12 protein-coding genes are annotated in these 12,849 nt (G+C 74.0%); 7 read left to right on the forward strand and 5 right to left on the reverse strand.

Annotation, left to right across the window (positions count from 1 at the left end; all coding sequences use genetic code 11):
• The first annotated feature begins 2 nt into the window (after nucleotides 1-2).
• Nucleotides 3-668, forward strand: coding sequence for a TetR/AcrR family transcriptional regulator (locus EV567_RS26985; RefSeq protein ID WP_130444597.1), 666 nt, complete (start codon nucleotides 3-5; stop codon nucleotides 666-668).
• Nucleotides 669-787: 119 nt separating this feature from the next.
• Nucleotides 788-1,960 (forward strand): acyl-CoA dehydrogenase family protein, encoded by a 1,173-nt coding sequence (locus EV567_RS26990; protein WP_130444599.1) that lies wholly within the window; start codon nucleotides 788-790, stop codon nucleotides 1,958-1,960.
• A 413-nt stretch (nucleotides 1,961-2,373) separates the two neighbouring features.
• Here EV567_RS26990 and EV567_RS27000 read toward each other — a convergent pair whose 3' ends face one another.
• Nucleotides 2,374-2,811 (reverse strand): hypothetical protein, encoded by a 438-nt coding sequence (locus EV567_RS27000; protein ID WP_130444601.1) that lies wholly within the window; start codon nucleotides 2,809-2,811, stop codon nucleotides 2,374-2,376.
• Nucleotides 2,812-3,085: 274 nt separating this feature from the next.
• Here EV567_RS27000 and EV567_RS27005 point away from each other — a divergent pair, with 274 nt between their 5' ends.
• The 4 genes from EV567_RS27005 to fxsA all read left to right on the forward strand — a co-directional run bounded on the left by EV567_RS27005 (nucleotide 3,086) and on the right by fxsA (nucleotide 7,328).
• Nucleotides 3,086-3,526: an Lrp/AsnC family transcriptional regulator gene (locus EV567_RS27005; protein ID WP_130444603.1), complete on the forward strand. Its 441-nt coding sequence runs from the start codon at nucleotides 3,086-3,088 to the stop codon at nucleotides 3,524-3,526.
• Between the two features lie 107 nt (nucleotides 3,527-3,633).
• Complete coding sequence (locus tag EV567_RS27010; protein ID WP_130444605.1) at nucleotides 3,634-5,250, forward strand: amidohydrolase; 1,617 nt, start codon at nucleotides 3,634-3,636, stop codon at nucleotides 5,248-5,250.
• 607 nt (nucleotides 5,251-5,857) lie between these two features.
• A complete protein-coding gene (locus EV567_RS27015) occupies nucleotides 5,858-6,742 on the forward strand; it encodes a polyprenol monophosphomannose synthase (RefSeq protein ID WP_242621015.1) in 885 nt (294 codons plus the stop codon).
• 46 nt (nucleotides 6,743-6,788) lie between these two features.
• A complete protein-coding gene (gene fxsA / locus EV567_RS27020; protein WP_130444607.1) occupies nucleotides 6,789-7,328 on the forward strand; it encodes an FxsA family membrane protein in 540 nt (179 codons plus the stop codon).
• A gap of 107 nt (nucleotides 7,329-7,435) precedes the next feature.
• On the opposite strand, the gene EV567_RS27025 is transcribed toward fxsA, so the two are convergent.
• From EV567_RS27025 to EV567_RS27035, 3 genes are all read right to left on the reverse strand, one after another.
• Nucleotides 7,436-7,810: an RNA polymerase-binding protein RbpA gene (locus tag EV567_RS27025; RefSeq protein WP_020128921.1), complete on the reverse strand. Its 375-nt coding sequence runs from the start codon at nucleotides 7,808-7,810 to the stop codon at nucleotides 7,436-7,438.
• A gap of 351 nt (nucleotides 7,811-8,161) precedes the next feature.
• Nucleotides 8,162-8,929, reverse strand: a complete 768-nt coding sequence (locus EV567_RS27030) for a glycerophosphodiester phosphodiesterase (protein WP_130444609.1) — start codon at nucleotides 8,927-8,929, stop codon at nucleotides 8,162-8,164.
• On the reverse strand, nucleotides 8,926-9,651 hold the full coding sequence (locus EV567_RS27035; protein WP_407071624.1) for a YczE/YyaS/YitT family protein: 726 nt from the start codon (nucleotides 9,649-9,651) through the stop codon (nucleotides 8,926-8,928). The genes EV567_RS27030 and EV567_RS27035 overlap by 4 nt, the downstream gene beginning before the upstream one ends.
• Before the next feature lie 30 nt (nucleotides 9,652-9,681).
• On the opposite strand from EV567_RS27035, the gene EV567_RS27040 reads away from it, so the two are divergent.
• Nucleotides 9,682-11,187, forward strand: a complete 1,506-nt coding sequence (locus EV567_RS27040) for a PLP-dependent aminotransferase family protein (RefSeq protein WP_130444613.1) — start codon at nucleotides 9,682-9,684, stop codon at nucleotides 11,185-11,187.
• Nucleotides 11,188-11,245: 58 nt separating this feature from the next.
• On the opposite strand, the gene EV567_RS27045 is transcribed toward EV567_RS27040, so the two are convergent.
• A complete protein-coding gene (locus EV567_RS27045) occupies nucleotides 11,246-12,814 on the reverse strand; it encodes a hypothetical protein (RefSeq protein ID WP_130444615.1) in 1,569 nt (522 codons plus the stop codon).
• Between the last annotated feature and the right edge of the window lie 35 nt (nucleotides 12,815-12,849).

Genomic DNA, 12,849 nt, shown 5'->3' on the forward strand with positions numbered 1-12,849 from the left:
AGTTGAATATCAGTCACCAGCGCGACGCCGCCCGTCCCCGGGCGCGCGGTACCGAGCGCTCACTCGCGCGTCGCGCCGAACTCATCGCCATCGGGCGGAAGTTGTTCGCCGACACGTCCTACGACGCACTCTCGATGGACGACATCGCCCGGCAGGCGCACGTGGCCAAGGGGCTGATCTACTACTACTTCCAGTCCAAGCGCGGCTATTACCTGGCGATCATCCAGGACTCCGTCGCCGAACTGGTCTCCTTCGCGGCGAGCGGCCTGGAGCTGCCCCAGCTCGACCGGGTGCACCGCACGATCGACGGCTATCTGCGCTTCGCCGAGGACCACCAGGCCTCCTACCGCACGATCGTGAGCGGCGGCGTCGGCTTCGACGCCGAGGTGCACGGCATCCGGGACGGCGTGCGCGAGGCCTTCGTGGTCACCATCGCCGAGGGCGCCTACGGCCGTGCCGACATCCCCTCGCTGCCCCGGATGGGCCTGCTCTCCTGGGTGTGCAGCGTGGAAGGCGCCACCCTCGACTGGATCGACCGCCCCCGGGGGCTGACCCGCGACACCATGCGCGAACTCCTCGTGCGGACCCTGGGCGGCGCCCTGCGCGCGATCGAGGAACTCGACCCCGCCTTCCCCGCCCCGAAGGAGGCCCAGCGGGAGGACGCGTGAGACCGGGCCGCGCGGCCCGCGTGCGCTGACCGCCGACGGCCCGTCCGCCCGTGCGGCGGCGACCGCCCGCGGGCATACTCACAGCGCGAGGCCGCCGGCCGGCGAGGAGAGGAGTCACCGTGCCCGATCGCTTCCCGCCGCCGGTGGACCGGCCGCTTCCGACCGACGAGGCCCGTGACCTGCTCGCACTCGTCCGTGACCTCGCACGCCGCGAGATCGTCCCGACGGCCGCCGAGGACGAGGAGGCCGGCCGCTTCCCGCGCGAGCTGTTCACCCTGCTGTCCGAAGCGGGCCTGCTGGGTCTGCCGTACGACTCCGCCCACGGCGGCGGCGACCAGCCCTACGAGGTCTACCTCCAGGTCCTGGAGGAGCTCGCCGCCGCCCGCCTCACCGTCGGTCTCGGCATCAGCGTCCACACCCTGGCCGCCTACCCGCTCGCCGCCCACGGCACCGAGGCGCAGCGGGCCGCACACCTGCCCGCGATGCTCGGCGGCGGGCTCCTCGGCGCGTACTGCCTCTCCGAGCCCGCCTCCGGCTCGGACGCCGCCTCCCTGCGCACCCGTGCGGTGCGCGACGGCGACACCTGGGTGATCACCGGCGCCAAGGCCTGGACGACGCACGGCGGCATCGCCGACTTCTACACGGTCATGGCGCGCACCGGCGGCGAGGGCCGGCGCGGGATCACCGTGTTCCTGGTGCCGGGCGACGCCGACGGGCTGAGCGCCGCGCCGCCCGAGCGGAAGATGGGACTGAAGGGCTCGCCCACCGCACAGCTCCACTTCGACGGCGTGCGCGTCCCGGACGCGCGGCGCCTCGGTGAGGTCGGTCAGGGCTTCGCGATCGCCCTGGCCGCGCTCGACTCCGGCCGGCTCGGCATCGCCGCCTGCGCGGTCGGGGTGGCTCAGGCGGCACTCGACGAGGCGGTCGCCTACGCCCGGGACCGGCGGCAGTTCGGCCGGCCGGTCGCCGACTTCCAGGGGCTGCGCTTCCTGCTCGCCGACATGGCGACCCGGGTCGAGGCCGGTCGCGCCCTGTACCTGGCGGCGGCGCGGCTGCGGGACGCCGGCCGGCCGTTCGCGGCGCAGGCGGCCATGGCCAAGCTGCACTGCACCGACGCGGCGATGAGGGTCACCACCGACGCCGTGCAAGTCCTCGGCGGCTACGGCTACACCGCCGACTTCCCCGTCGAGCGCTATCTGCGCGAAGCCAAGGCGCTGCAGATCGTGGAGGGCACGAACCAGGTCCAGCGCATGGTCATCGCACGTCACCTAGTGGGTCCGGAGACCCGCTGAACTGCCCCGGCCGCACCAGCGGGGCCACCAGCCGCACCCACTCCGGGTCGTGCCGCCCGGGGAGGGTGCGGCCCCGCTCGGCCCACACCCGGATCAGGTCACGGTAGATCGGAGGGTCCTGCGCGGCCGGCGGAGCCGGTGGGACCGCTCCTGCCGGCGCGGGGACGAACAGCTGGCGGTGCCGCCCGGGTGCCGCCGTGTGGGTGGGGGTCATACCAGGCCAACGCGCACCCTCGGCTCCAGGTCACGGCTCGTCAGCCGGGGGAGGCCCGTGTTCCCCCGGGGGCCGGTCACCTCACCGGGGCCGCCGTCCAAGACGGCCGCGGGCATGCCGGTCCCGCACCACGGCGGTCTGCGGATGCCGTGGCCCGGGGCGAGGGCGGGATTCGAGGCGGCCGGACGGGGCCAGGGGTTCAGGCGGCCTGGCGGCGCAGCACCTGCACGCGGATGGGGCGCGAGCCCGGACCGCCGACGTGCGAGAAGGGCTGCGTACGCCAGTCGAGCCCCTGAGGGAGCGTCAACAGCAGCGCGGTGTCCTGCTCCTGGGGCTCCGCCGACGCGTCCGCCGGGCGGGCCTCGGCCGCCGCGCGTCCGGTGCCGGCGCAGACCGTGAGCCCGAAGGGGTTCCACGGCGAGGCGCACAGCGCGTGCTCCGGCAGGACCTCCTCGTCCGCCAGCAGCGCGATGGGCTGCGCGCAGTCCGGGCAGATCACCCGGTACATCTCGAAGGTGTCGTAGGCGTCGAACTCGTCGGCCGGGTCGTCGGGTTCGACGCCCTCCGGCTCGGGTTCGACGGCGACCGGCTGGAGCCGCTTGGGCGCGGTGCGACCAGGGCGCTTAAGACTCTGCATGGGACTCTCCCCCTAGGGCTGGGCCGTGACGGCACTGCGGCCTCGACCACAGCAAGCACTTCCCTGCACGTCTCGGCGGTAACCACGAGGAACAGACGTACCGTCGGCGTACGCTGTGGCGTTCGTCACATGCCAAACGCAGATGCCCGTCCCCGCGTCTCTCCACATGCCCCGCCCGCGTCTCCCGCACACCCCCTCGTTCTGTCCCGAACCGCGTATGACCTGGGCTGCATAGGTATACGCGGAGATCGGGCGCACTGTAGGTTCTTGCGCCATGGAGGAGCTGGACCGACAGATCGTGCAGCTGCTCGTCAAGGACGGGCGGATGAGTTACACCGACCTGGGCAAGGCCACGGGCCTGTCCACGTCGGCCGTGCACCAGCGGGTGCGCCGGCTGGAGCAGCGCGGCGTCATCCGCGGCTACGCGGCCGTGGTGGACCCGGAAGCGGTCGGGCTGCCCCTGACGGCCTTCATCTCGGTGAAACCGTTCGACCCCAGCGCGCCCGACGACATCGCCGACCGGCTCTCCGGCGTGCCCGAGATCGAGGCCTGCCACAGCGTGGCCGGCGACGAGAACTACATCCTCAAGGTGCGGGTGGCCACCCCGCACGAACTGGAGGAGCTGCTGAGCCGGCTGCGCGCCCTCGCGGGCGTCTCCACCCGTACGACGGTCGTCCTGTCCACGCCGTACGAGGCCCGGCCGCCGCGGATATGACGACGCCCGGCCGCCCGGGTCCGGCAGACCCGGCGGACGGACCGGCCGGGCGCGCCTGACGGGGCCCGTGTGCGGGGCGGGCCCGGCGAGGCGCGAGACTGGTGCCCATGAGTGAGCGCACCCCCGAGCCGAAGACCGTCCTGCTCCGCCGTGGAGAGGTCCACAGCCCCGCCGACCCGTTCGCGACCGCGATGGTCGTCGAGCGCGGCCAGGTCGCCTGGGTCGGCTCCGAGGGGGCGGCCGACGCCTTCGCCGACGGGGTCGACGAGGTGGTCGACCTGGACGGCGCCCTCGTCACCCCCGCCTTCACCGACGCCCATGTGCACACCACCGCCACGGGCCTCTCCCTGACCGGCCTCGACCTGTCGACCGCGCCCGACCTGACGACGGCCCTCGCCCGGGTGCGGGACTTCGCCGCGGCCAGGCCGGGTGACAAGGTGCTGCTCGGCCATGGCTGGGACGCCTCCCGCTGGCCCGGCGGCCGTCCCCCGACGCGCACGGAACTCGACGAGGCGACCGGCGGCCGGCCCCTCTACCTGTCCCGCATCGACGTCCACTCGGCGGTCGTCACCACGGCCCTGCTGGACCTGGTCCCGAGCCTCGCCGCCCGTCCCGCGGACGGCCCGCTCACCGCCGACGCCCACCACGCCGTACGCGCCGCCGCGTTCGCGGCCGTGACGGCCGGGCAGCGCACCGAGGCCCAGCGCGCCGCCCTCGCCCACGCCGCCTCCCTCGGCATCGGCTCGGTGCACGAGTGCGCCGGACCGGAGATCTCCTCCGAGGACGACCTCGCCGGCCTGCTGCGGCTCGCCGCCGAGGAGGCGGGCCCCCGGATCGTCGGCTACTGGGCCGAACAGGGCGCGGACGGCGCGGCCAAGGCGCGCGCCCTCGGCGCCCTCGGCGCGGCCGGCGACCTCTTCGTCGACGGCGCGCTCGGCTCCCACACCGCCTGCCTGCACGCCCCGTACACCGACGCCGCCCACACCGGCAAGGCCTACCTCGACGCCCGCCAGGTCGCGGAGCACGTCGCGGCCTGCACCGAGGCGGGGCTCCAGGCGGGCTTCCACGCCATCGGCGACGCGGCCGTCACCGCCGTCGTCGAGGGCGTGCGGGCCGCCGCGGAGAAGGTCGGCCTCGCCCGGATCCGCGCCGCCCGGCACCGCGTCGAGCATGCCGAGATGCTCACCCCCGAAACCATCGCCGCGTTCGCCGAACTCGGCCTCACCGCCTCCGTCCAGCCCGCCTTCGACGCCCTGTGGGGTGGCGAGGACGGCATGTACGCCCAGCGTCTCGGCGTCGAACGGGCCCGCTCGCTGAACCCCCTCGCGGCCCTGCTGCGCGCCGGGGTGCCGCTCGCCTTCGGCTCCGACAGCCCCGTCACCCCGCTCGACCCCTGGGGCACGGTCCGGGCCGCCGCCTTCCACCGCACCCCCGAGCACCGCGTCTCCGTGCGCGCCGCGTTCACGGCCCACACCCGCGGCGGCTGGCGGGCGATCGGGCGGGACGACGCCGGGGTCCTGGTGCCCGGGGCGCCCGCGGACTACGCGGTGTGGCGCACGGACCACCTGGTCGTGCAGGCGCCCGACGACCGGGTCGCCCGCTGGTCCACCGACCCCCGTTCCGGAACTCCCGGCCTGCCCGACCTCACCCCGGGCGCCGACCTGCCCGTATGCCTGCGTACGGTGGTCGCGGGACGGACGGTGTTCGTACGGCCGGGCGAGTGATCCGGCCGCGCGGAGCGGCGAAGATCACCCGTCCGCGCGCCGCCCCGCGGACCCCGCCGTCTCCGCGCTGACCAGCGCTTTGACCGAAGACCCGCAGGTAGGGCGGCTGTTGACAGCCGACGGCGGGGGGCCGGTAGGTTCGGCCGGGTCCACCACCGGACACCCCGCCGGCGAACGTTCGCGCACTCGCCGCGGCGCCGCTGGGTCAGGGACGGTGCGCCCCACCGGGCCGCCGTCACTGGGAGCCAGGCTCAGCGCCCGCGCCGCGCGCGAGGGAACTTTCCGGCCGGTCGGGGAGGTGTGACCCGGGTGGGGCCCGGGCGCTCAGTAGACAACGGCTTTAGGTCGACCCGCAGCCAGCGGGCCCCAGGTCGGCCCGAAGGGCGCCGGGCCCCCATCCGCAGCGACGCGTCACACCGCGGGCTCACCCCGACGCGTACGCGCGCCCCGCGCGTTCCCTGACGGAGCGAGGGCTTCCGAAGACGCCGAAAAGACCTACTTACCCCGATCTTCGGAAAACGACACCACCTTATGAAAGGTCCCGCCATGTCATCGCAGGCGGCGGCCACTATGGTGGTCCCCTGCGTACGGACTCGAAGGGGCAGCAGTGAACGACGGCGACGGGACTCTCGCGGCACAGGACCGGGGGAGGAAGTTCGGCCCGCTCGGCCTGGCCTTGGTGATCATTCCGACCTACAACGAGGCGGAGAACATCAAGGCCATCGTCGGCCGGGTGCGCAAGGCCGTCCCCGAGGCCCACGTCCTCGTGGCCGACGACAACAGCCCCGACGGCACCGGCAAGCTGGCCGACGAGCTGGCCGCCGTGGACGACCACGTGCGCGTGCTGCACCGCAAGGGCAAGGAAGGCCTCGGCGCCGCCTACCTCGCGGGCTTCCGCTGGGGCCTGGACAACGGCTACGGCGTACTGATCGAGATGGACGCCGACGGCTCCCACCAGCCCGAGGAGCTGCCCCGGCTGCTCACCGCGCTCAAGGGCGCCGACCTGGTCCTGGGCTCCCGCTGGGTACCGGGGGGCCGGGTCGTGAACTGGCCCAAGTCCCGCGAGATGATCTCCCGCGGCGGCAGCCTGTACTCGCGCCTCGCGCTGGACCTCCCGCTGCGCGACATCACCGGCGGCTACCGCGCGTTCCGCCGCGAGACCCTGGAGGGGCTCGGCCTCGACGGGGTCGCCTCCCAGGGCTACTGCTTCCAGGTCGACCTCGCCCGGCGCGCGGTCAAGGCCGGCTTCCATGTCGTCGAGGTGCCCATCACCTTCGTCGAGCGTGAACTCGGCGACTCCAAGATGAGCCGCGACATCCTCGTCGAGGCGCTGTGGCGCGTCACGGCGTGGGGCGTGGGCGAACGCGTCGGCAAGATCGCGGGCAAGCCCGCCAGGACCGGCAGACCCGCCGTCCCGCAGCGTCCGCAGCCGTCGGCGAGCGACGAGACGAAGGACCCGGCGGCATCCGAGAAGCCGCACAGCGACGGCTGATCGTCCCCTTATGCCGCTCTGAGCCGGGTCCAGGCACACTGGACGCATGACGACTGGCGCTCCGACCCCCGCGTACTCCGTGCAGCAGCCCGTTCAGCAGCCCCGGCCCCGGCGCTCCCGGCTGCGGACGTTCCTGCCCCTGGGGTTCGCCGCGTGGCTGGTGCTGGAGATCTGGCTGCTGTCCGTGGTCGCCGGCGCGGCCGGCGGGCTCGCGCTCTTCATGCTGCTCCTCGCCGGGCTCGTCCTCGGCGCGGTGGTCATCAAGCGGGCCGGCCGGCGCGCCTTCCAGAACCTGAACGAGGCGATCCAGCGCGGCACGGCCCCCACCCGGGGCGGCGGCAACGGTCTGACGATGCTCGGCGGCCTGCTCCTGATGATCCCGGGCCTGGTGTCCGACGCGGCGGGACTGCTCCTGCTGCTTCCGCCGGTCCAGAAGGCCGTCGGCCGCTACACGCAGCGCACCGTGGACCGCAAGCTGCGCGATGCCGGCTCGGGCGTCCTGGGCGACGCCTTCCAGCAGGCGCGCATCCACCGCCCGGACGGCAAGGTGGTCCAGGGCGAGGTCGTCCGGGACGACAACTCCTGATTGCGGGGGCTCGCCCTCCGCCCCGCCGGAGCGGACACACGACGACCGCGGGCGCCGCACATCTTTCGATGTGCGGCGCCCGCGGTCGTTATGTCTGCCGCCCAGGATCAGGCGGACTTGCGGCTGTCGCGGGGATGCACCGCCAGGTTCATCGCCCCGGACCGCAGAACGGCGAGCCGCTCCTCGAGGACCTCTTCGAGTTCCTCGCGGGTCCGCCGCTCCATCAGCATGTCCCAGTGCGTACGCGCGGGCTTGGCCTTCTTCTCCTCAGGGCCGTCGCCGTCCACGAGGAGTGCTGGGGCACCGCAGACCTTGCACTCCCACTCCGGCGGGATCTCCGCCTCGACCGAGAAGGGCATCTCGAAGCGGTGCCCCTTCTCGCATGCGTACTCCACGGCCTGGCGCGGTGCCAGGTCGATGCCGCGGTCCGTCTCGTAGCTGGTCACCACGAGGCGCGTGCCGCGAAGAGCTCGCTCACTCATGAATCGTGCCTCCCGGGCTTGTCGCCCACAGGACAGGTGTCGCTGTCGTCGTCATCCGGTCAACGTCCGGTCGGCGGTAAAGATTCCCGTTCCGTGTCCCGTTCCGGGTCATGCGTCGCCGTCGTAGCCGCAGCCTTGTCAACCATTGCAGTACCCACAGGCGCCCGGTTTGTCACATCTGAAAGCAGATGTCACCCAGCGTTTCGGCATCTTTGACGCGCGGTAACGGTACGCCGTGCAGGCCAAACGCGTACACTACCGCCCTTTGGCGTTGAGCGCTAAATCTTCTCGGGTGCCGGTTTCCCCGCGCCGGTGATCACATGCCGCGACGGCAGTCATTGAAGGCGCGGGTCAGGCCCACACGCCCCGCTCCTGCATGACCTCCCGCAGCGTGTCGATGTGATCGGTCATGATGCCGTCGACGCCGAGATCCAGGAGCCGGCGCATCCGATCCGGTTCGTTGACCGTCCACACGTGCACGTGCAGCCCGCGCGCGTGGGCGGCGCGCACGAAACGGCGGTCCACGACCGGGATGCCCGAGCGGGTCTCGGGCACCTGCGCGGCCACCGCCGAGCGGCGCGGCGCCGTGGGCACGCCCCACGACCGCAGCCGCAGGCCGATCACGCCCCGGGTGCCGTACGAGGTCGCCAGGCGCGGTCCGCCCAGCCGCTGCGCGCGCAGCACCCGCGCCTCGGAGAAGGAGCCCACGCAGACCCGGTCCCAGGCGTCGGCCCGCGCGATCAGGTCGAGCAGAGGGTGCAGCGCGGGCTCCGCCTTGAGATCGACGTTCCAGCGCACCCCGGGGAAGGTCTCCAGGAGTTCCTCGAAAAGGGGGACCGGTTCCGCGCCGCCCACGCGCGCGTGCCGCACCTCGGCCCACGGCAGCTCGGTGATGCGGCCCGCCCCGTCGGTCACCCGGTCCAGCGTCGCGTCGTGGAAGGCGACCAGTCTGCCGTCCCGCGTGGTGTGCACGTCGGTCTCCATGTAGCGGTAGCCCGCCTCGGCCGCACGCCGGAACTGCGCCACGGTGTTCTCCAGGCCGTCCGCGGCCCCGCCACGGTGGGCGAAGGGAATGGGCCCCGGATGGTCGAGGTACGGGTGGCGCAGGAGGACGGTCACGGACGCAGTATCGCTCCACGGGGTGGCCTCGCGGCAACGATCGTGCTGCCGGCCGGTGCCGCGGGCACGTCGAACACCCGGAGGAAGAACTGTGCGAGCGGCCCGATCGACAGCGCGTACAGCAGGGTGCCGACGCCCACGGTGCCGCCGAGGAGGAAACCGGTCGCCACGACGCTGATCTCGACGGCCGTGCGGATCATCCGGATCGAGTGGCCCGTCCGCCGGTGCAGTCCCGTCATCAGTCCGTCGCGCGGACCCGGCCCGAAGCGCGCCGCGATGTAGCTGCCGGTCGCCGCGCCGTTCAGGACGACCCCCGCCACCAGCATGGGCAGGCGCACGGACAGACCGTGCGCCTCGGGGATGACGGCGAGCGCCCCGTCCATCACGATCCCGATGACGACCACGTTGGACACCGTGCCGAGCCCCGGGCGCTGCCGCATCGGGATCCATGTGAGCAGCACGATCACGCCCACGATGATCAGGACGGTGCCGATGGAGAGGCCGGTGTGCGCGGCGAGCCCCTGGTGGAGCACGTTCCACGGCTCCAACCCCAGGCCGGACCTGACGAGCATGGCCGAGCTGATGCCGTAGAGCGCGAGGCCGGCGTACAGCTGGACCAGCCGTCGGACGAGATGGTGGCCGTTGGTGAACAAGTGGTCCCCCTGGTGGTGGTAGTGGCCTGACTCATGACACTCTGGGGCGGGGGAGGAAACTCCATCCATGGCCAATTTGGGGAAGGTGGACTGGTAATCATGGCGCAGTGGACCTCCGCGGTGGGGGCCGCGCAACTGGCGCGGCTGCTCAACTCGCAGCAGGACCGTCCGGCGGGCCCCGGCACGCGCCGCCCGCCCGCCTACCGCGCCCTCGCCGACGGCGTCCGGCTGCTGGTCCTCGAAGGCCGCGTCCCGGTCGCGGCCCGGCTGCCCGCCGAGCGGGAGCTCGCCCTGGCGCTGTCCGTCAGCCGTACGACCGTCGCCGCCGCCTACGAGGCGCTGCGCGCGGAGGGCTTTCTCGAGTCCCGGCGTGGAGCCGGCAGCTGGACGGCCGTCCCGGCGGGGAACCCCGTCCCCGCGCGCGGGCTCGAACCCCTGCCGCCGGAGACCCTGGGCTCGATGATCGACCTGGGCTGCGCCGCCCTCCCGGCCCCCGAGCCGTGGCTCACCCGCGCCGTGCGGGGCGCACTGGAAGAGCTGCCCCCCTACGCCCACACGCACGGCGACTACCCGGCGGGGCTGCCCGCCCTGCGGGCGATGATCGCCGAGCGTTACACCGCGCGCGGGATCCCGACCATGCCCGAGCAGATCATGGTGACGACCGGCGCCATGGGCGCCATCGACGCGATCTGCCATCTGTTCGGCGGGCGGGGCGAACGCATCGCCGTCGAGTCGCCGTCGTACGCCAACATCCTCCAGCTGATGCGGGAGGCGGGGGCCCGGCTGGTCCCGGTCGCCATGGCGGAAGGGCTCACCGGATGGGACATGGACCGCTGGCGGCAGGTCCTGCGCGAGGCCGCGCCACGCATCGCCTACGTCGTCGCCGACTTCCACAACCCCACCGGCGCCCTCGCCGACGAGGACCAGCGGCGGCGGCTCGTGGAGGCGGCCCGGTCGGCGGGGACGGTGCTGGTCGCCGACGAGACGATGAGCGAGCTGTGGCTCGACGAGGAGGCGGCCGCCGCCATGCCCCGCCCGGTGTGCGGCTTCGACCCGGCCGGGTCCACGGTGATCACCGTCGGCTCGGCCAGCAAGGCCTTCTGGGCCGGGATGCGCATCGGCTGGGTGCGGGCGGCTCCGGACGTCATCCGCAGCCTGGTCGCCGCGCGCGCCTACGCCGACCTGGGCACTCCGGTGCTGGAGCAGCTGGCGGTGAACTGGCTGTTCAGCACCGGGGGCTGGGAGCAGGCCGTGGAGCTGCGGCGCGGTCAGGCCCGGGAGAACCGGGACGCGCTGGTCGCCGCGGTGCGGCGGGAGCTGCCGGACTGGGAGTTCGAGGTGCCCCGGGGCGGCCTGACGCTCTGGGTGCGGGCCGGCGGGCTGTCCGGGTCGCGGCTCGCCGAGGCGGGCGAGCGGGTCGGGGTCCGGGTGCCGTCCGGACCGCGCTTCGGGGTTGACGGCGCCTTCGAAGGCTATGTGCGGCTGCCGTTCACCGTGGGGGGAGCGGTGGCCGACGAGGCGGCGGCACGGCTGGCGGCGGCGGCCCGGATCGTGCAGAGCGGGGGGACGGCGGGCGGGGAGGCCCCGCGCACGTTCGTCGCATAGACGGGGCCCGGCCCGGCCGGTGCGGCAAGGGTGCGGGCGGCAGGCCCCGCCCGTACCCCTACGAGCTCTCCAGAGCCACGGGCTCCGCCGGGACCGGCGGCGCCTCGGCGTCCGCCGGGGTCGAGCGGGGCGGCAGCAGGTCGAGGACCGCCTGCCGGTGGGCGTCGCTCGTCGCGTCGTCGTAGGGGTCCGGGGTCGCCGGTACCTGGAGGCGGTGCACCGGTCCCGCGCCGAGCCGGGCGTAGCCGCGCCCGGGCGGGACGTCGTCGACGGGAGTGGTGTGCGCGGGCGCGCCGAGGATCGCCTCCAGCTGCCTGCCTGAGGCGGGCCCGAGGACGACACGCGCGCGCGTGTGCTGCCGTACGGCTTCGCTGAGGGCGTCCAGGTTGTCGAACTGCTCGGCCACCACCACCGTCACGGAGGCCGCGCGGCCGTGCCGCAGCGGGACCTGGAGGAATGTCTGCGGGTCCTCGCGGCCCTCAGCCTCGGCGAGGTGGGTGAACGCGGTGGGGCGGTCGAGGACGATCCACAGCGGGCGCTTGACGTCGTCCGGCGGGGGGTTGCCCTCCTGGCGGGCCTGGTTCGCGGCGATCAGCCGGCGCTCCGTCTCCTGGGCCGCCCATTCGAGGCCGGCCAGCGCACCGGCGAGTCCCACCTCGACGCCCAGGACGCCGTCCCGGCCGGCGAGACAGGCGTACTCGCCGGTGCCGCCGCCCTCGACGATCAGGACGTCGCCATACTGGAGGGCCTGAAGGGCGAGGGAGCGCAGCAGGGTCGAGGTGCCGCTGCCGGGCCGGCCGACGGCCAGGAGGTGGGGCTCGGTGGAGCGGACGCCGGTGCGCCAGACGACGGGCGGGACGTCCCGCCGCTCCTCGCCGTGGGCGAGCGGCAGGGTGCGCAGGACGTGGGAGGGGTCGGTGAAGCCCAGGACCGTCTCGCCCGGGGCGGTGACGAAACGCTGGGCGGCGATGTCGGTGGGGAGCGGGGCGAGGACGCGCAGGGTGAGCGTGTTGCCCTCCTCGTCCCAGTCGAAGAGGTACTCGCGGCCGCGGCCCGACTTGGCGGCGAGGAGGTGCTCCACGCGCGCGCGTGGCTCGGCCTCGCCGTCGGGGAAGTACGCCGGGTAGTGGACCGCGAGGTGGGCGACGCGGCCGGACCCGTCGAACTCGTACTCCGGGAAGGCCTTCTCCCAGTCGCCGCCGTGGGCGTACAGGGGAGCGGGGTCCTCGGCCGTCGAGAAGTACGGGACGAGGGCCTCGTACAGCGACCGGAGCCGCTGGGCCTGCGACTCGTCGGGGCCTTCGGGGACCGGTGGGGTGCGGTCCCGGCCCTGCCAGGCTGCCGCCGCCATCAGGGTGATGACGGCGAGCAGCGGGCCGTAGGGGACGAGGGCCACCACCAGGACCACCGAGGCCGCCAGGAACAGCAGCGGACCGCGCCGGTCCTTGGGTGTCTCGGCCCACTTCAGCCGGCCGGCCGCGGCCAGCCGGCGCAGACCGCGGGCGACGGTGATCAGCGGGTGCAGGATGTCGGTGGCGCTGTCCGCCGCCGTCCGGGCCAGCTCCCGGCTCCGGGCGATCTGCGCGCTGCCTGTGCTCAGGATGCGGGGGAGGGGGCGCCGGGCCACTGCGGTCTCCTGGAGGTGGGGGCGGACGGATCGGA

The organism is Streptomyces sp. BK239 (assembly GCF_004217285.1).
Taxonomy (GTDB): domain Bacteria; phylum Actinomycetota; class Actinomycetes; order Streptomycetales; family Streptomycetaceae; genus Streptomyces.

Bases quoted from the DNA above. Each gene is read 5' to 3' on its own strand.
- EV567_RS27035 (WP_407071624.1), bottom strand. From the start codon at position 9,651: ATGGATGGAGTTTCCTCCCCCGCCCCAGAGTGTCATGAGTCAGGCCAC.
- EV567_RS27040 (WP_130444613.1), top strand. From the start codon at position 9,682: ATGGCGCAGTGGACCTCCGCGGTGGGGGCCGCGCAACTGGCGCGGCTG.
- EV567_RS27025 (WP_020128921.1), bottom strand. From the start codon at position 7,810: ATGAGTGAGCGAGCTCTTCGCGGCACGCGCCTCGTGGTGACCAGCTAC.
- fxsA (WP_130444607.1), top strand. From the start codon at position 6,789: ATGACGACTGGCGCTCCGACCCCCGCGTACTCCGTGCAGCAGCCCGTT.
- EV567_RS27010 (WP_130444605.1), top strand. From the start codon at position 3,634: ATGAGTGAGCGCACCCCCGAGCCGAAGACCGTCCTGCTCCGCCGTGGA.
- EV567_RS27005 (WP_130444603.1), top strand. From the start codon at position 3,086: ATGGAGGAGCTGGACCGACAGATCGTGCAGCTGCTCGTCAAGGACGGG.
- EV567_RS27000 (WP_130444601.1), bottom strand. From the start codon at position 2,811: ATGCAGAGTCTTAAGCGCCCTGGTCGCACCGCGCCCAAGCGGCTCCAG.